11 protein-coding genes are annotated in these 19,913 nt (G+C 65.9%); 4 read left to right on the forward strand and 7 right to left on the reverse strand.

The genetic code is table 11. The features are described from left to right. Positions 1 to 187 precede the first annotated feature (187 nt). The 7 genes from AC56KL_RS18075 to AC56KL_RS18105 all read right to left on the reverse strand — a co-directional run bounded on the left by AC56KL_RS18075 (position 188) and on the right by AC56KL_RS18105 (position 14,158). A complete protein-coding gene (locus AC56KL_RS18075; protein ID WP_497181555.1) occupies positions 188 to 676 on the reverse strand; it encodes a hypothetical protein in 489 nt (162 codons plus the stop codon). Positions 677 to 684: 8 nt separating this feature from the next. Next, positions 685 to 2,037: a TolC family outer membrane protein gene (locus AC56KL_RS18080; RefSeq protein WP_497181556.1), complete on the reverse strand. Its 1,353-nt coding sequence runs from the start codon at positions 2,035 to 2,037 to the stop codon at positions 685 to 687. 11 nt (positions 2,038 to 2,048) lie between these two features. Next, entirely contained in the window at positions 2,049 to 3,401 is a 1,353-nt protein-coding gene (locus tag AC56KL_RS18085; RefSeq protein WP_497181557.1) for an HlyD family type I secretion periplasmic adaptor subunit, read from the reverse strand. Then, entirely contained in the window at positions 3,398 to 5,245 is a 1,848-nt protein-coding gene (locus AC56KL_RS18090; RefSeq protein ID WP_497181558.1) for a type I secretion system permease/ATPase, read from the reverse strand. The genes AC56KL_RS18085 and AC56KL_RS18090 overlap by 4 nt, the downstream gene beginning before the upstream one ends. 285 nt (positions 5,246 to 5,530) lie before the next feature. After that, positions 5,531 to 7,069, reverse strand: coding sequence for a class I SAM-dependent methyltransferase (locus AC56KL_RS18095; protein WP_497181559.1), 1,539 nt, complete (start codon positions 7,067 to 7,069; stop codon positions 5,531 to 5,533). Between the two features lie 172 nt (positions 7,070 to 7,241). Beyond that, positions 7,242 to 12,167 carry a hypothetical protein gene (locus AC56KL_RS18100; RefSeq protein WP_497181560.1) on the reverse strand — a complete coding sequence of 1,642 codons (4,926 nt, stop codon included), beginning with the start codon at positions 12,165 to 12,167 and terminating at the stop codon, positions 7,242 to 7,244. A gap of 551 nt (positions 12,168 to 12,718) precedes the next feature. Next, positions 12,719 to 14,158, reverse strand: a complete 1,440-nt coding sequence (locus AC56KL_RS18105; protein ID WP_497181561.1) for a FecR family protein — start codon at positions 14,156 to 14,158, stop codon at positions 12,719 to 12,721. A 188-nt stretch (positions 14,159 to 14,346) separates the two neighbouring features. Here AC56KL_RS18105 and AC56KL_RS18110 point away from each other — a divergent pair, with 188 nt between their 5' ends. The 4 genes from AC56KL_RS18110 (at position 14,347) to AC56KL_RS18125 (ending at position 19,517) form a co-directional block, all read left to right on the forward strand. Beyond that, positions 14,347 to 16,215, forward strand: a complete 1,869-nt coding sequence (locus tag AC56KL_RS18110) for a CHASE2 domain-containing protein (RefSeq protein WP_497181562.1) — start codon at positions 14,347 to 14,349, stop codon at positions 16,213 to 16,215. Next, positions 16,212 to 17,441: a tetratricopeptide repeat protein gene (locus AC56KL_RS18115; protein ID WP_497181563.1), complete on the forward strand. Its 1,230-nt coding sequence runs from the start codon at positions 16,212 to 16,214 to the stop codon at positions 17,439 to 17,441. Before AC56KL_RS18110 ends, AC56KL_RS18115 begins: the two co-directional genes overlap by 4 nt. Positions 17,442 to 17,459: 18 nt before the next feature. Beyond that, entirely contained in the window at positions 17,460 to 18,560 is a 1,101-nt protein-coding gene (locus AC56KL_RS18120) for an acyltransferase family protein (protein WP_497181564.1), read from the forward strand. A 189-nt stretch (positions 18,561 to 18,749) separates the two neighbouring features. Continuing rightward, the gene (locus AC56KL_RS18125; protein WP_497181565.1) at positions 18,750 to 19,517 is read left to right on the forward strand and encodes a Crp/Fnr family transcriptional regulator; all 768 of its coding nucleotides are present in this window, start codon (positions 18,750 to 18,752) and stop codon (positions 19,515 to 19,517) included. The last annotated feature ends 396 nt before the right edge of the window (positions 19,518 to 19,913 follow it).

Here is a 19,913-nt window from a genome sequence, read left to right on the forward strand (position 1 = left end):
CATGCGGGTTCCAGCGGATGAGTTGGCGCGCGTGAGCGGACGCTTTTGCGCGCTAAAAACATGCGTATCAGAAAGTAAATGCTGCACACGACAGTAAGTCGGCCGGCTTACCGGCGTGCAAGATGTGGTAGCAGGGAGACAAGCTAGATGGCGGCGAAGCCGGCCCTGCTGCCCATCCCGTAGCAGCTCAGTGCAGCGCCGCCGCCCCTTGCGCCGTCGTCACGGCTATCCATGCCGGCCACAGATCCATCGGCCATTCGGCATTGCGGTACTGGTCGTGGATGATGGCCAGCCACTGCCGCAGCGGCTGTTGTTCGAAGCTGAAGTCCCACGCCCTCGCATCGTCCGGCGCCTCGCTGGCCCGGAACGTCAGTGCAAGCGCATGCGCTCCCCTGGCCACGGTCACGGCCTGCACCAGTACAGTGTCGCCGGAGCCGGCCGGCACGGCCGCCTGGGGCGCCAGCGCGCCGCGCGCGGCCTCCTGCGCGAATTCCTGCATCAGGGACGCGCGGGCATCGTCATGCGCATTCCCGTCCAGCCAATCCAGCAGCACAGGCAGCAAGCGGTCCGACAGGCGGCGGGTGAGCCACAGGCACACCAGCGCGCCGTCCGCGCATTCGCCCGTCAGCCGGAGCCGGTCTTCGGTTTCCACCCAGACCGTGGTGACACGCTGCAACGCCGGCATCAGCGCTGGAAGTAGGCCGCGAGCGCACGGATGTCCTGGTTGCCGATATTGCCGGCCAGTCCGCGCAGGCGCAGGTTCGCCAGCAGGTAGGTGTAGCGCGCCTGGGCCAGGTCGCGCTGGCTGGTGAACAATTGCTCCTGAGCGGCCAGCAGGTCGAGGTTGATGCGCACGCCGCCCTTGATGCTCTGCTCGGTAGCCGTCATCAGGAGCTTGGCCGCCTCGACCGCCTTGACCAGTGCATCGATCTTGCGCACGCTGCTCTGGGCCTGGCTGTGCGCCCGGCGCAGTTCTACTGTGACCTTGTCGCTGCGCACATCCAGTTCGGCGCGGGCGCGCTCGTAGATGGCGGCCGCCTGGCGCGTCTGCGCATTGATGGCGCCGCCCTGGTACAGCGGAATGTTCACCTGCACGCCGAGCGAGCGGTTGATGTTTTCCTCGCCGATCGTGTTGATGGTCTCGTTGTTGCCCTTGCTGTAGCTGGCGACGAAGTCGACGCGCGGCAGGTGCCCCGATTTCATGCGGCCGATGTCCAGGCGCGCGTTCTCCACGTTGAGGCGGGCCACGGCCAGGTCGTTGTTGTTGGCCAGCGCCAGCTTCTGCCACTCCTCGAAGGAGGCCGGCGACAGCGGCGTCGGGCGGAAGTCCGCCGACAGCCGATCCAGCTCGCCGGCCGGGCCGCCGATGATGCCTTCCAGGACTTCACGCTGGGTGCGCGCATTGTCCTGCGCCTCGATCAGCTCCGCTTCGGCCACTTCCAGGCGCGCCTGGGTTTCCAGCATGTCGGTGCGGGTGCCCTCGCCCTTTTCGAATACGCGCGCATTCAGCTTCTGCTGCTCGGCGTACATATCGCGCTGCACACGGGCGAGCGCCACCTGGTCCTCGGCGAACAGGGCGTCCATATAGGCGCTGGCGACGCGCACCGCGACCTCGTTGGCGTCGGCCTCGAACTGCTCGGCGCCCTGGGCGGCCTGCACCTTGCCCTGGCGGTAGCGCTGCCACGCTTCCACGTTGAACAGCGGCTGGCGCATCTGCACCACCGAGGAACGGCTCAGGTATTTCTGGTGGCTGATCCCCTTGCGCGGCACGCCGCCAATGATCTGGTCGGTTTCCCGCTCCAGGTTGGTCCGGTTGACGCTGTGGCTGCCGGACACGGCCGGCAGCAGGTTGGAACGCCCGAGTATCCGGTTTTCCCTGGCCGCCTCGTTCGCGTAGTAGCCCATGCGGTAGGTCGGGTCGTTCTTGAGCGCGGCCGCGTAGGCCTGCTCCAGGCTCACGGCGCCGGCATTGCCGGCCGCGGCCAGGGCCGCCGCCAGCGCGCCGGCGCGCAGCAGGATGGAATGGCGTGTGGTCATGCGCGGCACCCTCATTCTCCTCCCACGGCAGCGGGAATGCGGTCGATCACCGGACGCAGCAGGTAGTTCATCATCGTGCGTTCGCCGGTCTTGACGAACAGTTCCACCGGCATGCCGGGGATGACGTTCAGCTTGTTTGCCGCGATCTTCTTCGCGCCTGCCGGGGTCACCTTCACGCGCACCACGTAGTACGGCATGCCGGTCGCCTCGTCGACGGTACGGTCGGCCGAGACCTTCACCACTTCACCCTCGATATGCGGGGTCGTGTTGACGTTGAAGGCCGAGAACATCAGCTCCACCGGCAGGCCGGGCTGCACCTTGTCCACCAGGTTGACCGGCAGCTGGCCTTCGACCACCAGCGCGTCGTTGGTCGGCACGATGTCCATCATCTTGAAGCCCGGCGGGATCACGCCGCCGTTGGTAAACACGGCCGAGTCCACCACGATGCCGTCGGCCGGCGACTTCACCTCGACGCTTTGCAGCTCGAAATTCTGCGCTTCCATGCGCGCGGCCAGCGCTTCGGCTTCCTTGCGCATGTCGGTCAGCTGGCTCCGCACTTCCTTCTGGTAGTCTGCCATCACCTGGGAACGGCGCAGGTTCAGCTCCATCACCTGGCGCTGGGCACGGCCGATGTTGCCGATGTCTTCCGAAATCTGGCCGCCCAGCTGCGAATAGGTGCGCTCCAGCTCGAGCAGGCGGTTGCGGGCCACGTAGCCATCCTTGGCCAGGTCGCGCATGCCGCCCAGTTGTTCCTTCAGGAAGCCCATCTGCTCCTTCTTGCTGTCGCGCGATTCTTCCAGGCCGCGGATCTGCAGCTTGAGGCCGGCAATGGTCTCGTTGACGCTCGACAGTTCGCTTTGCAGCGCGATCTGTCGCGACTGCAGCAGCTGCTCCTGCAGGCGCATCATCTCGGCCACGCGCGGCTCGCCACGGCGACTGGTCAGTTCTTCCGGGAAGGCGATGCCGCTGCGGTTGCCCATCTCGGCCAGCAGGCGCGCCTCGCTGGCGCGGGCGGACAGGTACTGGGCGTCGGTCATCTCGACCGCCGAGCGGGCCACGACCGGGTTCATGCGCACCAGCACCTGGCCGCGCTTGACCACGTCGCCATCCTTGACCAGGATTTCCTGCACCGTGCCGCCGACCTGGTGCTGCACGGCCTGGCGGTTCGATTCCTTCGACACAGTGCCAGACAGCGGCACGCCCTTGTCGAGCGGCGCGGTGGTGGCCCACAGCATGAAGCCGACAAAGCCGATCACCACCACGATCCAGCCGAAGCGCGCATAGCGGCGCGCGTCGGTATTCACTTCCAGCGGCGTCACCTCGTGCGAGACGACGTCCGTGGTTTCACTTTTAAGCAATTTCATTGGTTGGTCTCTCCGGTAGCCGCATTCGCGCTGGCCTCGGCCTGCGCGCGCTGTTGTGCCGCCTGCTGTGCCGCGGCCTGCTGGGCGGCGGCCTGCTGGGCGGCGGCCTGCTGGGCAGCAGCTTGCTGCTGGGCCTGCTGCTGGGCCTGCAGCTTCTTGTTGGCTTCCTGCAGCGCACCCAGCACTTCATTGGTCGCGCCGAAGGCCTGTACGGCGCCGTCGCGCATCAGCAGCAGCTTGCTGGTCACGCCCAGCACGGTGGTGCGGTGGGTGATCAGGACGATGGTCTTGCCGCGCTGGCGCAGGTCGACCACGGCTTGCACCAGGGCCTGTTCGCCGACGTCGTCCAGGTTCGAGTTCGGCTCGTCGAGCACGATCAGCGAGGGGTCGCCATACATGGCGCGGGCCAGGCCGAGGCGCTGCTTCTGGCCGCCGGACAGGCCGGCGCCGCCGTCGCCCAGCTTGGTGTCATAGCCCTCAGGCATGTGCAGGATCATGTCGTGCACGCCGGCGCGCTTGGCCGCCAGCACCACCTTCTCTGCATCGACTTCGCCGAAGCGGGCGATGTTCTCGCCGATGGTGCCGCTGAACAGCTCGATGTCCTGCGGCAGGTAGCCGACGTGCGGCCCCAGCTCGCCCTTGTTCCAGTGGTAGATGTCGGCATTGTCGAGGCGAACCTTGCCCATCGCCGCCGGCCACACGCCCACCAGCAGGCGCGCCAGCGTGGACTTGCCCGAACCGCTCGGGCCGATCACGCCCAGCACGTCGCCCGGCACGATGCCGAAGCTGACGTTCTTCACGATCGGGCTCTTGGCGCCCGGCGGACCGGCGGTGACGCCTTCGACGGTCAGCATGCCCTGCGGCTTCGGCAGCGGCATGCCCGCTTCGCGCGCCGGATTGGTCTCCAGCAGCATGGTCAGGCGCTCGTAGGCATTGCGGGTCGAGCCCCAGGACTTCCACACCGCGATCACCTGCTGCACCGGCGCCAGCGCGCGGCCGACCAGGATCGAGGCGGCGATCATCATGCCCGGGGTCATCTTGTTTTCCAGGACCAGCAGCGCGCCGAAGCCCAGCACCAGCGATTGCAGCGAAACCTGCACGAACTTGGTCGCGGACGCCACCTTGGCGGCCTTCTCGCTGGCTTCCGCCTGCAGCTGCAGGAAGCGGCCATGGGTCATGAACCAGCGCTGGATCAGGTTCGGCAGCATGCCCATCGACTCGATGACTTCGGCGTTGCGCAGGTTGTTGGTCGCCATCGTGCTCGAGCTGATCGCCAGCTTGTTCGCTTCCGTCAGCGGCTTCTTGGTGACGCGCTCGTTGACATAGGCCAGCACCACGAGCACCAGGGTGCCGCCCAGCGCGAAAAAGCCCAGCGCCGGCGAGAACATGAAGATCACGATCAGGTAGATCGGGAACCAGGGCGCATCGAAGAAGGCGAACAGGCCGTTCCCGGTGAGGAACTGGCGGATGGTCGTGAGATCGTTCAGCGCCTGGCCGGCGTTGCCGCCGGCCTGCTTCAGGTTCTGCTCGAAGGCGGCGGTGTACACGCGCTTGTTCATCTGCATGTCGAACTTGGCGCCGACCCGCACGAGCACATAGGAACGCACCAGTTCGAGGCCGACCATGAGCAGGTAGGCGCCCAGCATCAGCACGGTCAGCATCACCAGGGTGAGCTCATTGCGGCTGGCCAGCACGCGGTCGTACACCTGCAGCATGTACAGCGAGGGCACCAGCATCAGGAAGTTGATGATGGCGCTGAAGGTGCCGACGGTCCAGAACGTGCTCTTGAAAGTGAGCAGGACCTGTTCGATCTCGTTTTTCTTGTTGAAGAGTTTGGTATTCATCGGGATCCGATTGACAAAGAATGTGCGCCCTTCTCTGTCAAGCGAACTCGACCGGAAAAGCGAGCAGACATTATCGCTTAAATTCCGACAAAAATGTGACGCAGATCACATTTTCACAACCAAATGTGTCGCGGGGGCATCATGCGGATCGTCGCTCAGGTCTCGTGCAGCGGTGGCGTGCGCGTCAAAACCTGATAGAGCGATGGCCGGCAGTGCGGCGGCTCTCCTATAGGAAAGAGAGCCGCCACAAGCGGCCGGAAGCGCGTTGCTACGCGGACGCCCTTCCTAGCACGCGATCTGCAGGGCGTCGAGAACCGGCAGACGGTCAGTACGGAATTCGTTCGCCATCTCGACGACGACCTGCACTTCCTCTTCCGGCGTTTCCGGCAACTTGCCGTGCTTGAGCACGCGCTGGCCCTGGGCAGCCATGATACGCAGGATGAAGCGTGCCCAGCCTTCTGAGCTGTCCAGGCCATCTGCGCGCGCGAGCAGTATCAGTTGTTCGATGCGCGACACGGGGACCGCGCCGGCGATGACGGGCGAAGCCAAGGCCGAGACGGCATCGGAATAGCGCGCCTGGTCGCACAGTTTCCGGTTGAAGGCACGCGCGTGCGGCGCTGCTGCGGCAATGGATGCCTCGTCCTGTACGGGGTACAGGTTACCTTTGCCTACCAGGATCGTCATGGCCTCGAGCAGATTGCTGAACTCGATGCCCTTGCCCTCGATGGCACGCTCGATATCGTGCAGCGAGCGGACCTGGAAATCGCCCATCAGGTCCATCACGGGCTGGTAGATGGCGGCATCCATCTTGCCCTCGCCCAGCACGCCGGTCACGCTCAGCGTCAGCTTGTCCTTGGGGGTGGCCATGACGAAGCGCTGCTGGCGCAGCAGTTCGACGCGCTGGATGCCGGACAGGGGGCGCAGGCCCTTGACCCAGTAGTCACGGCGGAACTGGCTGTTGACCATGAAATCGCGCACGGTCTCCCTGAACATCCGGTCCGGGATCTCGTTGATGATCTTGCGCTGCTCATCCGACAGGTTGATCGAGTCGATGTGCTCCAGCAGGTGTGCCGAACAGGCGTAGGTCAGCTTGGCATCGTCCAGCCAGCCGTGCATCTTGGAGATCGACATCGGCAACCAGTCGCTGTTGAAGTACTCGTGCGCGACGTAGTGGCGGTTCTGCGTCTTGAGCGCCTCCAGACGCGCGGCGATCTGGGGGTTGGCGCGGCCGAACAGGGCGCCGCTGGCCATGACTTTTTCGGCGAACGCGATGGAGCCGTCGATGCGCGACACGATGCCGGCGCCCTCCGCACCCATCAGTTGAGCATGCTCGGTCAACAGGTCCCGCATCGGCGCCATGGCCGCCCAGCCGGGCTGGGTGTTATAGCTGATATAGAGCACGCCGCCGACCTTCAGCTTGCGGCGTGCGAAGTCGACGATGACGCGGCGATTCTCGTCCGAGATCCAGCTCCAGATGCCGTGCAGGCCGATGAAGTCGAAATCGGGGAGGTCCGGACGATTGCAGAATTCTTCAAAAGCGGCGTCGTGCAGGTGCACGCTGGCGCCGCTGGCGGCGCCCAGCTCCTGCGCGAATCCGGCCTGGGCGGGATTGAAGTCGGTACCGTGCCACTCGACCGTCGAGGCGCTCGCATGCGCATTGATGCTGATGCCCTGGCCGAATCCGAGTTCGCAGGCGGCGCTCGCATCCGGAGCGGCATAGCCTGCCTTCAGCAGGGCGAAGCGGGCGCGTAAAGGGTTCAGCTCGCCATAGTATCCGTGGGTGTAAGCAATGTCGGCTACATAGCCGCCCGTCCAGTCTGACATACCTGCTCCGTCCGCTAAAAAAGCCACATCTTAGCATCGCAAGCCGCGACAAAAACGAGGGCGGGAAGAAATTCCATTGCCTGGCGGTGAGCAAACGAAAAAAAACCCCGGCACCGAAGTGCCGGGGTTTTTGATCTCAACCGGGATCCGTCAGGACGGATCCGGGAAGCGATTACACCATTTCGAAGGTGCCCGAAGTGATGTTGAACGAGCCTGCGCTCAGGTCCATCGCGCCGGTGATCTTGACGATCATGTCATGGCCGTTTTCGAAGGTGCTACCGTTACCGACGCCGGTAGCAGCATCCATCACGATGTAGGTGTTGCCACCGAACACGAACCATGCCAAGCCATTGGCGCCGATCGAGTTGATCGCGGCGTTGGCGTAGTCCTGGAACACGGCGGTGCCGATGTCCAGAGCAACAGCTGCCGACGAGAACGAGGTAGCGCCAGCGAAGTCGATCACGTCGCCCGACGACAGATCGGCGATGGTAGCTGCCGAGTTGACGTTGGTCGATGCCACGTTGATGTTGAACGTGTCGCGGCCAGCGCCGCCGACCAGGGTGGACAGGCCAGCGTTCGCGGTCAGGCTGTCGTTGCCGGCGCCGCCTTCCAGACGGTGGGCAGCGGTGCCGGTAGCGATCAGGCTGTCACCAGCGGTGCCGCCCATGATGGTCTGAGCAACGGTGCCGTTGGTGCTTGCGGTCAGCGAACCGGTCAGTGCGCTGGCGTTGACGCTGGTCAGGGCGACGACGTTGGCGTTCAGGGTCAGGTTCACGTTGCTGTTACCAGTGATGGTCACCGACTTCAGGGCTGCATCGCTCAGTTCCAGCGAGGCGGTTTCCACCGCATCGTTACGGCCATCGCCGTTGTCGTCCAGGCGAATGTCGCTTGCGTTGATGTTGATGGTCTCAACACCCGCAGCAGTCACGATGCCAAACGCAGCGTCGGCGCTCACAACCTTGGTGACGATGTTCAGCACGTCAGCGGTACCAGTTGCATCAGCCAGGGACACGGTGGTGCTGGTTGCGCCGCCGCTCAGTTCCAGGGTGCCGTTGTTGACGAACTTGTTCAGCGTCAGCGCGGCAGCAGCCGTGCCAGCTGCGGCAGCAACGGTCTCGACCGAGGTCGAGCCGATGGTGTCTGCTGCACCGCCGCCGGTGGTTGCCGAAGCGGCGCCCACGGTGAACGGGGTATTGGCAGCAGCGGCAGTGATGGTGATCTTGCCAGCTGCGGCGGTTGCGACGTAAGCAGCATCGGCGTCGATCAGCGCGGCCAGGGCAGCAGCAGCGGTGGTCGCGTCGTAGATGCCAGCGGCGGTGGTGAAGGTCGTCGCGCCAACCGTGATCGACACGGTGTCGGCTGCGTTGTCGGTTGCACCGGTCACGGTCACTTCGGTCACTTCCGCAACCGGAGCGGTAGCAGCGCTACCGGCAGCGATGACGTAGGCGATGTCGTTCAGGTTCGACATGTCGACGGTGCGAGCAGCACCGGTGGTCACGCCAACCTGCACGCGATCGAAGCCGGCGAACTTGGTTTCGAAGGCTGCAGCACCCGACAGGATCTCGGCATCGGCCGAGCTCATTGCCAGGGTATCGGTACCGTCGCCGCCGTTCAGCACGACGCTCGAGGTGGTGGTGCCGGCCGCCAGCATCAGCATGTCGTCGCCTGCGCCCAGGACGACGTCCTTGGTGATCGCGGTCGCGGTCAGGGTCACGTTGTCCACGCCGGCGCCGCCGGTGTAGGTCGCGGTGGTGCCCAGGGTAGCGCTCACGGTGCCGGTGGTGCCGGTGGTGGTGACCGACTTGGCGACCAGGTTGCTGCCCAGGCTGACACCAGCCGAACCGGTCACGGTGACGGTTTCCAGCGCGGTCAGGGTCGAACCGGTAGCGACGTTCAGCACCTTGTCGCCAGCGACGGTCAGGTCCTTGACTGCAGCTGCGTTCAGGCCGAAGCTCGAATTGGCGCCGGTGGCGGTCACGTTCAGGGTGGTCAGGGTGGTGCCCAGATCAACGCCGTGTGCGACTTTGTTGACGGTCAGGCCCAGGGTGGTCTCGTCCGAACGAACGACTGCGGCGCCAGCGCTGTTTGCCAGCGACAGGGTGGTCAGCGCGTTCAGGTCGGCGCCGGTGTTGCCCAGGTCTGCCGAAGCGTAGCCGTTCAGGGTCACGGTGGTGATTGCTGCTGCAGCGGCGTCGGACACGGTCACTGCGCCGTAGGCGATCGTGTTGCCGGACTCGTCGGCAGCGGTCGAGCCGGTGCCGGCGGTCTTCACCTGGGTCGGAGCACGGGTAGCGTCGAGAACGAGTGCCGCGGTGCCGGTGAAGGTCAGGTCGGCTTCGTCGTTGTCGTTCGCGGTGAAGGTCACGGTCTTGCCCGACGCGGCGGCCGAGGTCCAGTTCGAACCGACGGCGCCGAAGACGCCAGCAAAGTAGCCGTTGGCAACCGGGCCGGTCTGCGACTGGGTGTCAAGTGCGGTCAGGTTGGCGAAGGCCGAAGCGACTTGCTCAGCGGTCAGGTCCTTGGTGGCGGTGAACGACAGGCCGTTGATGGTCAGGGTCTCGTTTGCCTTCATTGCGGTGAAGGTCACAACGCTGGTTTCCTTAACTGCAGCGACGGCAGCCTTGGTGACGGTGGCGAGCGCCTTAGTCTGGTTGATTGCTACTGAGGTGGTCTTGCCATCACCGGTTGCGGTAATCGCATTAATGGTGGAAGCTGCGTCAGCGTCGCTGTTAGCGGCGCTGTTGCTTGCAGCTGCATTGACGGTGATGCTCGAACCGCCCTTGACGTTGATCGCGCCACCGTTCTGGGCGTTCGTCGCATTGGAACCCAGGTTGGAGTTGACAACGACTGCGCCGGTGGCTGCGGTGGTCTGGCCAACGTTGATGGTACCCGCACTCCCATGGGTCGAAGTTGCGTTCACAGTGACGGTCGAGCCGCCATCGATCTCGATTGCCTGGTTTGATTGCTCGGCCGAGGTCACCGAGAGAGCGCCGGTCGAACCGCTCAGATCGATCTTGCCGCTCTGGCTGGTTGCCGACACGCTCTGGCTTGCGCCGCCGACCACGTTGATGGTGCCCTGGGTGCCGGTCACGCTGACAGCGGTAGCCGAGCCAGCGGTCACGTCGGCATCGATTGCCTGGGTGACGTTGACGTTGGTCACGCCGGTGATGTTGGCGCTGGTGGTGTTGACATTCGCCTTGCCAGCCGAACGCACGTTGATGACTTCAACGCTGTTCAGGGTGATGCTCGGATCGATGGTCGAGTTGCCAACCAGGTCGACGATGTTCAGGGTGTCGACGCCCACGCCGCCATTCAGGATGTCCAGCTTGGTCAGGGTCGAGTCTGCACCGTTCAGCAGACCGTTGAACACGTCGGCGCCAGCGCCGCCTGCTTCGGTGTTGACACCGGTGGTCAGGGTGATGGTCTTGGCGACGAAGTTGGCCGGCAGCAGAGCAGCGGCGGCCACGTCGGCAGCAGCAGCAGCGACAGCCTGGTCGGCAGCAGCGACTGCGGCGGTAGCAGCGGTGGCGGCAGCAGCAGCGGCGGCATTGTCAGCGGTCGAGGTGGTCTTGTTGGCAGCGGCAGCCCATGCAGCGGCAGCGGTAGCCAGCGCGGCAGCCGAAACCTTGGCCTTGGCAGCAGCGGCAGCTTCTGCGTTGGCAGCAGCGATCGCGGCGTTTGCGCTTTCCAGCGAGTTGGCGCCGGCGATGGCGGCATCAGCAGCGGTACCGGCAGCGGTAGCGGCAGTAGCGTCAGCGGTTACAGTTGCCAGGGCGGTAGCGTAGGCAGCCTTGGCAGCGGCTTCTTCCACGATGCCAGCAGTGTTGTCCAACACTTGCTGGACGATCGCGTTGGCGGCGTTGGCGCTGGTAGCAGCGGCGGCGGCGGCAGTGGTTGCCGAAGCGGCAGCAGCGACGGCAGCGGCAGCAGCAGCGTTGTCGCCATTGCCGGCGGTGCCATTGGCAGCGGTGACGTAGGCGTTGGCGGTGGTGGTCGAAGCAGCAGCAGCAGCGGTAGCAGCGGCGCCGGCAGCGACAGCAGCAGCGGCGGCGCCCTTGGCAGCGTCCACAGCGGTGGTCACGGCGGCGTTGGCGGTTGCGGCAGCAGCGTCGTCAGCGGTAGCAGCGGTCACGGCGGCGTTGGCGGTTGCCAGCTTGGCAGCAGCGTCGGTCGAAGCGGTAGCGGCGATGGTCGCTTTGTTTTGAGCGATCAGCAGGTTGCCGTTGGCGGTGGTCACAGCGACCGGATCGCCCGAAGCCAGGGCAGCCTGGTAAGCAGCTTGTGCGGTGGTGACAGCGGCGTTCGCGGTCACGACAGCGGCAGCAGCGGTGTCGGCGGTGGTCTTGGCGGTAGCAGCAGCAGCGGTCAGCGCCACGACGTCGGTTGCGTCAGCCTTGGTCTGGGCAGCGGTAGCAGCGGTCTGGGCAGCGGTGATGGCGGCAGCAGCGGTGGTCGCGGTAGCGGCCTTGGCGGTTGCGTCAGCGATTGCGGTGGTGGTTGCAGCAGCGGCGGTCTCGTAGGCAGCCTTGGCAGCCATGACAGCGCCGGCAGCCGGGTCGCCGGCGACGACCACGTCACCGGTGACCTTGGTCAGGTTGGCGGTGGTGGTAGCGGTTGCCAGGGATGCAGCGTCGGTCACGCCGGTCAGGAAGTTCTTGGCGATTGCCTGGGCTGCAGCGGTGCCGTAGGCATTGATTTCTTCGACGGTGTTCAGCGATTCGGTGAAGGCGACAGCGGCGGCGGCCTTCGACTGGATGGCGATCTTGTCTTCGTTCTGCGCGCCCTTGGCGATTTCAGCGACGACGGTGTCGATGGTCACGTCTTTGTTCAGCATGCGCTGGGTCCAGAACTCGAGGCCAGCCACGTCAGGCTGGTCGCCGAACAGGTTCAGGTACACCTGGGTGATGATTTGCGACGGGGACTTGCCTGCGTATGCAGCCTTGTATTCGGCATCAGCGGCGAATGCAGCGCGCACGGTGTCCAGAGTGGCACGGCCGCTAGCCAGATTTGCTTCCCAGAACGCCAGACCTGCTGGATCTGCAGGACGGTTGAAGTACGCGACGTACAGGGTTTGCAGATCGTTGGTGTAGATACTCATTTAAGCTCCTAGATAGGAAGGACAAAACATTTTCAAGTTAACTTGGATTGCCACGTACTCGGCTGCATTCCAGTGAGCGCATCATGTCAGAAGACATTGATCCAGATATGTGACGAGCGTCACATCGCTGACTACTTTCTGAAAAAAAACGACAAAGGCTGAGAACAAGGCCGCGGTATCATAGGTGATATAACCGCAACAGGCAAGGATGAGGCCGCTATGAAGGACCTATGGCGGAACTCGGCAGTAATTCGGTTACAAATTGTGACTATTGAATGAAAAGTCTTTTCATGGATTTTACAAATGTGTGTCGGTTTTTTGCCACGGGCGACTACCGGGTGAAGCACTCCAGTTTGCCGGGTTCCGCGTCCACGCGATTCCATGAATGGTAATTAAATAAACCTGAAATCGTATGCGTGACGCATATCGATTGGAGCGCTGAATAAAAACAGGCGGCCTGCAAATGACCGTCGCCTGCTTTTTAATCACCAGGCCAATAAAAAAAGGCCGGCCGATCCGAAGATGGCCAGCCTTTCATCGCTTGCGTCAGCTTATTGCCCGGGCGCCTTGCCCCACGTGGTGCCGCCATACACGGTGCGATCACCGGACAGGCTGCCCTGGAACAGATAGGTGGCCGATTCCGCATTTCGCCCGCTCAGTACCCCGTCGACGTTCATGGTGTTGCCGACAGCAAACTGGCTGTCCACCGAGAATCGGCCATCGGTCGCCACCGATCCCGATGCGGCCATGCCGATGCGCTCGGCCCCGTTCACCAGGTCGAAGCTGGTGGAGAACTTGCGCTTGTCGAAATCGAAACGCAGCTCGCCATTCTCGAGCGAGGCCTGGACCGGCTTCACCGTCGGGTTGCCACTGTATATAGTCGCTTCGCCACCCTTCAGCTCGAAGCCGACGCTGCCGCGCTCGGGCATGTTGAACTCGGCGTCGTTGCGCAACAGCGCGTAGTCGCCTCTCTGCGCGATCAGGGTCGCACCGGCACCCATCTGGGCGGCCAGGTTCACCTGGGCCGGCTTGTCGGCGATCGCCGCGAAACGGCCCCAGACGACTTCGCGTCCGGGCTTGGCCGGCTCCATTGGCACGGGCTTGACCGGGCCGGGCGCCGGGTCGACCGGCACGGGGTTGCCTCCGATGGGTGGGGTCGGCTTTTCCGGCTCCATCTCCGGCGGGGTAGCAGGCGCCTTGTCCGGCGGGTTGCCCGGCTGCCCCGGTGGCTGCGCGGGCGGCTGCTTGGCCTGCTCCTGCAGCACTGCTACTTTTTGCGGGGCAATGTAGGGCTCGGGAGCGCCGGTGGAGGCCGCAGCCTTTGCCAGCGGCTCGTCCGGGCGAGGCGGCGCCACGCTGTCCGGCGCAACCGTGCTGCCGGTCACCAGTTGCGCCGCGCCCTGGCCACGCCGGATCTGCAGCAGTTGCCCTTTTTGCGCCGCCGACAGTTCGCGGCTGGCCGCGCCTTCGCAGGGACCACTGCCCTCGCGCACGCAGGCGCCGCTGAAGCCGCTGATGGTGATGCCGCCCGACAGCACGGCAACGCTCGAGGTCTGGTCATCGGTAAAGACGGTGAAGTCGGTGCCGCGCACGCCGATCGCGGCGACCGGCGTATTGAAGCGGAAGTTCTGGCGCGCCAGCTTGACTGCCTTGCCCGACTGGGTGCGCGCGACGCCGCTCAGCAGTTCCAGCTTGACGCGGGTGTTGGCCGGGTTGACGCGGTCGACGCGATAGGCGGCGATGCGCGCCTGGGTCTTGGGGCGCAGGATGAACAGGCCGTCGTCCAGGGTCTTGATGTACACATAGCCATCCGCACCGGTGCTCAGCAGCTCGCCTTCGTTGATGGAGGCGCCCAGCGCCAGCGGACGGGCGTCGGCGCGCGCTTCGCCGGCCACGAAGATGACCTTGCCGGCCTCGGCCGCATTGGCCAGCCCGCTGGCCAGTCCGGCGGCCAGCCACAGTCCAACAACTAAAATAGTTCTCTTGATCACGGTTGTTCCCTTTTTGGTGCTATTCTCCGGCGCTGGACGGCTGGGTCTGTGACGGTCGTCACATTTTACCGTAATTAACGAGCTCGGCAGCTATTGCTGATGGCTCAGTAATTTATGCCAGGTAACTATTCCACAGTCGGCGCCACACCAGCGGCTATACTACGCGATCCCCTATTTCCCTCTGCAAAATGTTGTCTCGAGTTCAGTTCTCCCGGCGGCCTTCGGTATTGACGCTCCTGCGCATTGCCATTGGGGTGGCCGCCGTGTTGCTGGGAGCCTGGACGCTGTCGCCGTCACCGCCGGGAGTGTCGCGTTTTGGAGACGAATGGCTGCGCGACATCTACCTGCGCCTGAATGAAAGCACGGCGCCGGAACCGCGCGTGCTGGTGGTGGACATCGACGAGCCCAGCATGGACGAGCTGGGTCCCTGGCCCTGGCCGCGTGCGCGCATCGCCGACCTGGTGGAAAAACTGCTGACGACGTATAAAGCGCGCGGCGTCGCCCTCGACATCATGCTGCCCGAGGCCGGCACGGACGATGGCGACCAGCGCCTGGCCCTGCTGGCCCGGCATGCGCCGCTGGTGCTGGCGCAGGCCTTCGACTACCACAGCATCGGCGCCCGCCTGCGCGACGGCGCCGTCGGCGGCGGCCTGCCCGCCTCGCAGCCGCAGGGCGTGGCGGCCAGCGGCTACATCGGCAACCATCCCCGGCTGGCGCACAGTGCGGTCCACGTCGGCAACGTCGGTTTCGTTCCGGACCAGGACGGCGTCCTGCGCCGGGTGCCCCTGCGCACCTGGTTCGAAGGCCGGGTCTACCTGCCGCTGTCGGCCGAACTGATCAAGTGCTGCGCCGGCGGGCCTCCCCTTGTGCTGCCTGCCGGCGACTTCATGCGCGTGTCCTACCAGCGCGACTGGAAGGCCTACGACGTGGTCCCGGCCGCGCGCCTGCTCGACCCGCGCCAGCCCGAAGCCTCCGACATCGACGGCCGCCTGGTCCTGATCGGTTCCTCGGCGCTGGGCCAGGCCGACCGCGTGGCCACGCCGCTGGCGGCCCAGCGTCCCGGCCTCGGCGTGCAGGCGACGATGCTGTCCACCCTGCTCGACCACCAGGCCGGACGCGCGCCCGCGCCCTGGCCGGGCCGGGCCATCGCCCTGGCCTATGCGGCCCTGGTCGCGCTGCTGGCGATGCTGAGCGTCGCACGGCTGTCGGCGCTGGCCTCGGTGGCGCTGCTGGTGGGGGCGGCCCTGGCCTGGGTGGCCCTGGCCATGCCGCTCAGCCGCCATGATCCGCTTCTCGTCACCACCGGGCCGCTGGCGACCTGCCTGTTCCTGCTGCTGGTGGCGGTGCCCTTCCAGTGGCAGCTCACCCAGCAGCGCTCGCACAACCTGCTGGCCGCGTTGCGCCAGTACGTGGCGCGCTCGGTGGTCGACGAAATGCTGCGCCGCGGCCTCAAGGATCCGCTACGCCCGGCCCAGCGCGACGTCACCACCGTGGTGGCGGACATGGAGGGCTATACCACCCAGGTCGAGTCGCTGCCGGTCGAGGAAGCGGCGCGCCTGACGCGCGAGTTCCTCGAATGCCTGACCGGCCCCGTGCTGGAACGCGGCGGCACGCTCGACAAGTACACCGGCGACGGCCTGATGGCCTTCTGGGGCGCGCCGCTGCCGCTGGCGGACCATGCCGACCTGGCGCTCGACGCCGCCCACGACATTTTGCAGCGGGTGCGTGCCTACAGCGACGCCCGCGTCGCGGCGGGCAGGCTGCCGCTGCGGGTACGCATCGGCATCGAGAGCGGCGAAGCGATGGCCGGCGACTTCGGCACCAGCGCGCGTTCGATCTACACGGCCGTGGGCGACAGCGTAAACACGGCCTCGCGCCTGGAGCATGCGGCGCGCGAATTCCCGCACGACGTGATCATCGGCGGCGGCACGGTGGCGCGCGCCACCCGCCACCGTTTTATCGCCCTGGGCGAGCGCCGCCTGCGCGGCAAGGAGCGGCCGACCATGCTGTACACGCTCGATCTGTCGGCGTCGCCCCCGAGGGAAGCGGCAGCATGATGCGCTCGCGCCTTTCCCTCACCCTTGCGGCGCTGTTGCTGCTGCCGGCCGCCCATGTGGCGGCCCAGCAGGGTACACCGGCGCTCGACCTGTACCAGCAGGCCCTGCAAGCGATCGGCGAGGGCCGCAACAGCGACGCCAGCGCCGCCCTGACCCGCGCGATCGAACGCGAGCCCCTGCATGCCGGCGCCTGGCTCGAACTGGCCCTGCTGCAGTGCGCGCTGGGCCACGGCGCCGAGGCCGAGCAGCTGTTCAAGACCATCGAACAGCGCTTCGCGCCGCCACCCGGCATTGCCGACCTGATCGCCAGGACGCGGGCCCAGGGCTGCGCGCCCTGGCGGCCGCACAGCCAGGCCACCGTCGTGCTCGGGCGCGGGATCGACCAGAACGTGAACCAGGGCGCGAGCAACCCCAGCTACACGGTGATCAACGAAGGCAAGCCGGTCGAGGTGCGCCTGACCGAAGAGTTCCGGCCGCAGCACGACGGCTACAACGTGCTGGCCGCGGAATACCGGCGCGACCTGACCCGGAACGGCACGGTCGGCTACGTCCAGCTGCAGGCGCGCCGCAACGACGACCTGCACAAGTACGACAACAGCGCCTTGAGCGTCGGCGCCGACAGCGCCTGGCGCTTCGGCCGCTGGACCGCCAGCGCAGGCGCCTCGGCCAGCGCAGTGCGCTTCGGGGGCGAACTGTTCCAGCGCCAGCTGCAGCTGCAGGGGCGCCTGGCCACGCCGCTCGCGCTTCCCTCGAAACCCCAGTTCCAGCTGAGCGCCAGCCTGGCGCGGATGCGCTACCCGAGCCTGGACAACTTCGACGCCACCCATGCCGAGCTGCGCAGCCAGCTCGCCATCCGGCGCGGCCCCAACAGCCTGAGCGCCGCCGCTGCCCTGCAGGCCGACCGTGCGAGCGGCCTGCGTCCCGGCGGCGACCGCCGCGGCTGGATGCTGTCGCTGCAGTCGCGCACGGCGCTGGGCGGCCCGCTGAGCGCCGAACTCGGGTACTCGCACCAGGCCTGGAACGGCGAATCGGTGTACGCCCCTGGCCTGATCGACATCGTGCGCCGCCAGCGGGTGCGCGTCGCGCGGGCCGGCCTGAGCTATGCGCTGGACCGCAACCACAGCCTGGTGCTGGAGGCGCGGGCGGTCCACAACAACGAAAACATCTCCATCTTCCAATACAACAACCGCGTGCTGCAGCTGGCCTGGCAATGGAACGGCTGGTAGGCCTGCGGTGACGACCCCATGACTTCCCTCCGAACGCTCGGCAGTGCGACCGCATCGCACGACAACGGCTTCAACCTGGTGCGCCTGGTGTGCGCGCTGCTGGTGGTCGGCTACCACACCTGGACCATGAACCGCGGCGCGCCGCATGCCGACCCGCTGACCCGGCTGCTGGCGCCGAATACCGACCTGGGGGCGCTGGCGGTCGGCGTGTTCTTCGTCATCAGCGGCATGTTCATCGCGCGCAGCTGGATGGACGACCCGCACCTGGGCCGCTTCGCCCTGCGCCGCGTGGCGCGCATCGTGCCCGGGCTGTTCGCCTGCCTGCTGCTGAGCACCGTGGTCGCGGTCGTGTTCTTCTCCGCCCCCGGCTGGCGCGGCCTGTTCGACCCGCCCCCGTGGCGCTACATCTTCGGCAACACGGCGCTGCACGGGCTGGTCTACCACATCCCGGCGCAAGAACTGCGCATCCCCGGGGTGCTCGGCGGCCAGGACCTGAACGGCCCGCTGTGGACCCTGTACTGGGAGGGCCGCATGTACGTGATGGTGGCGCTGATCGGCCTGGCCGCGGCCCTGCCCCTGCGCACCTGGATGCGCGCCTGCGCCCTGTTCCTGCTGCTGGCGGCCAACCTGTTCCCCGAGGTAGCGAGCGGCTATGTCTGGGAAGTGCGGATGTGGTCGCTGTTCCTGGTGGGGATGGTGCTGCAGACGCTGGCCGCCGAGCTGCGCATCGGCTGGCGCCATGTCGCCTGTGCGCTGGCCCTGCTGCTGCTCAACATGACGCGCTCGGCCGACCTGACCCCGAGTCCGTTCACCTGGTTCGGCATCGCCCTGGTCGCGGTGACGCTGGCCATGTGCGTCGGCAGCCGGCGCCTGCCCTGGGCGGTGCACCTGCAGCGCCACGACTACTCCTACGGCATCTATATCTGGCACTGGCCGGTGATCATCATGGTGCGCGAGGTGCTGCCCCCGGTCGGCCCGGTGGGCCTGAGCCTGGCGACGCTGGCGCTGGTGCTGCCGCTTGCCATGCTCAGCTGGCACCTGGTGGAAGCGCCGGCCTTGCGCGCCGTGCGCCGCCGGCTCGGACGCGCCAGGACCCAGCTTGCCCAGGTGCCTGCCTGACAAGGTTTTTCCCCGGCCGCAACGAAGCTGCCTCGCTCATGCCCGCGGGCTTGCCAGCCTGTTCACGCTTCGTTGCAGGCACGCGCCAGGTTTGCCGCAGTCCGGGCCCAAACCGACCGCAGGCAGGCTCGACCGTATACAATCGGTGCACGTGACTCTCTTCCGAGGCCAGCCATTTCAGATCGCACCATGACCGCCACCGCCAAGACCGCCACCGCCCGCAGGGCGCCCGCCGAGAACGATGCCGCAGCCGCAGCCGCGCCGGAAGAGCGCCATCTGCAGATCCACCTGCGCAAGATCCCGCTGCTGGCCGAACTGTCGGACGAGGAGATCATCCGGGTCAAGCAGGACTTGCGGATCCGCCAGTACGGCAAGCGCGAGGTCGTGCTGCAGAAAGGCGGCCATGGCGACGGCCTGATGTTCCTGCTGTCGGGCCAGCTGCAGGTGATCGACGTGACCGAGGACGGCCGCGCGATCGGCCTGCGCATCCTGATGCCGGGCGACTTCTTCGGCGAGATCGCCCTGATCAACAACTCGACCCGCTCGGCCTCGGTGGTGGCGATGTCGGAAGCCCTGGTGGCCTTCCTGCCGGCCGCCACCGCGATGCACCTGTTCGCGCACTCGCCCTCGGTGGCGACGCACATGCTCAAGCACCTGGCCCAGAAGATCCAGCGCGATTCGGAATTCCGTTCGCTGCTGAGCATCAACAATACCGCCAAGCGCATCTACACCTACCTGGTGCTGATGCAGAAAAACAAGCAGCCCGAGCCGGGCGCCCCGGCCGTGGTGGAAAACCTGCCGACCCACCAGGACATCGCCAACATGATCAACACCAGCCGCGAAACCGTGACGCGCGCGCTGACGGCGCTGGCGCAGCAGGGGATCGTGCAGAAGGATGCGCACCGCCTGATCATCGTGAAGCCGGAAGCCTTGCAGAAGCTGGTGCAGGGGTCCTGAGCCCCTTACCCGGCGGCCCAGTAGGGTGGGCGGCTCCACCCGGCGGCAAGAATGATCGCGTCGTGGATGCCGCCCGCGCGTTCAACTCCCCTTCGCGCAGATGAAGCGGCGATTCACAGGCCGGTTGAACGCGCGGGCGGCGCGAACGTCACAGGCCTGCACACCGTCGGGTGGAGCCGCCCACCCTTGTATCTTGTTCTCATTGGTGGTTAGCTACCACCAATTGAGGTGAAGACCAGCTTGAGCCCACCCTTAAGGCTCGACCTTGGAAGGTAGATCAAGCCCTTCACCTCGTTCCCACACCATACCAAACACTGGACGGTAGCCAAGGGCTTTTGACCCTGTATGCACAAGGAGAGTGGGTGTGTTGACCGAGAACATAAGGAGGAATCATGT

The sequence above is a fragment of the Telluria sp. ZB4P34 genome, from assembly GCF_059686055.1.

What these genes read in the sequence shown, in the direction of transcription:
- AC56KL_RS18080 (WP_497181556.1), bottom strand. Translation starts at nt 2,037, where the DNA reads ATGACCACACGCCATTCCATCCTGCTGCGCGCCGGCGCGCTGGCGGCG.
- AC56KL_RS18085 (WP_497181557.1), bottom strand. Translation starts at nt 3,401, where the DNA reads ATGAAATTGCTTAAAAGTGAAACCACGGACGTCGTCTCGCACGAGGTG.
- AC56KL_RS18090 (WP_497181558.1), bottom strand. Translation starts at nt 5,245, where the DNA reads ATGAATACCAAACTCTTCAACAAGAAAAACGAGATCGAACAGGTCCTG.
- AC56KL_RS18095 (WP_497181559.1), bottom strand. Translation starts at nt 7,069, where the DNA reads ATGTCAGACTGGACGGGCGGCTATGTAGCCGACATTGCTTACACCCAC.
- AC56KL_RS18100 (WP_497181560.1), bottom strand. Translation starts at nt 12,167, where the DNA reads ATGAGTATCTACACCAACGATCTGCAAACCCTGTACGTCGCGTACTTC.
- AC56KL_RS18110 (WP_497181562.1), top strand. Translation starts at nt 14,347, where the DNA reads ATGTTGTCTCGAGTTCAGTTCTCCCGGCGGCCTTCGGTATTGACGCTC.
- AC56KL_RS18115 (WP_497181563.1), top strand. Translation starts at nt 16,212, where the DNA reads ATGATGCGCTCGCGCCTTTCCCTCACCCTTGCGGCGCTGTTGCTGCTG.
- AC56KL_RS18120 (WP_497181564.1), top strand. Translation starts at nt 17,460, where the DNA reads ATGACTTCCCTCCGAACGCTCGGCAGTGCGACCGCATCGCACGACAAC.
- AC56KL_RS18125 (WP_497181565.1), top strand. Translation starts at nt 18,750, where the DNA reads ATGACCGCCACCGCCAAGACCGCCACCGCCCGCAGGGCGCCCGCCGAG.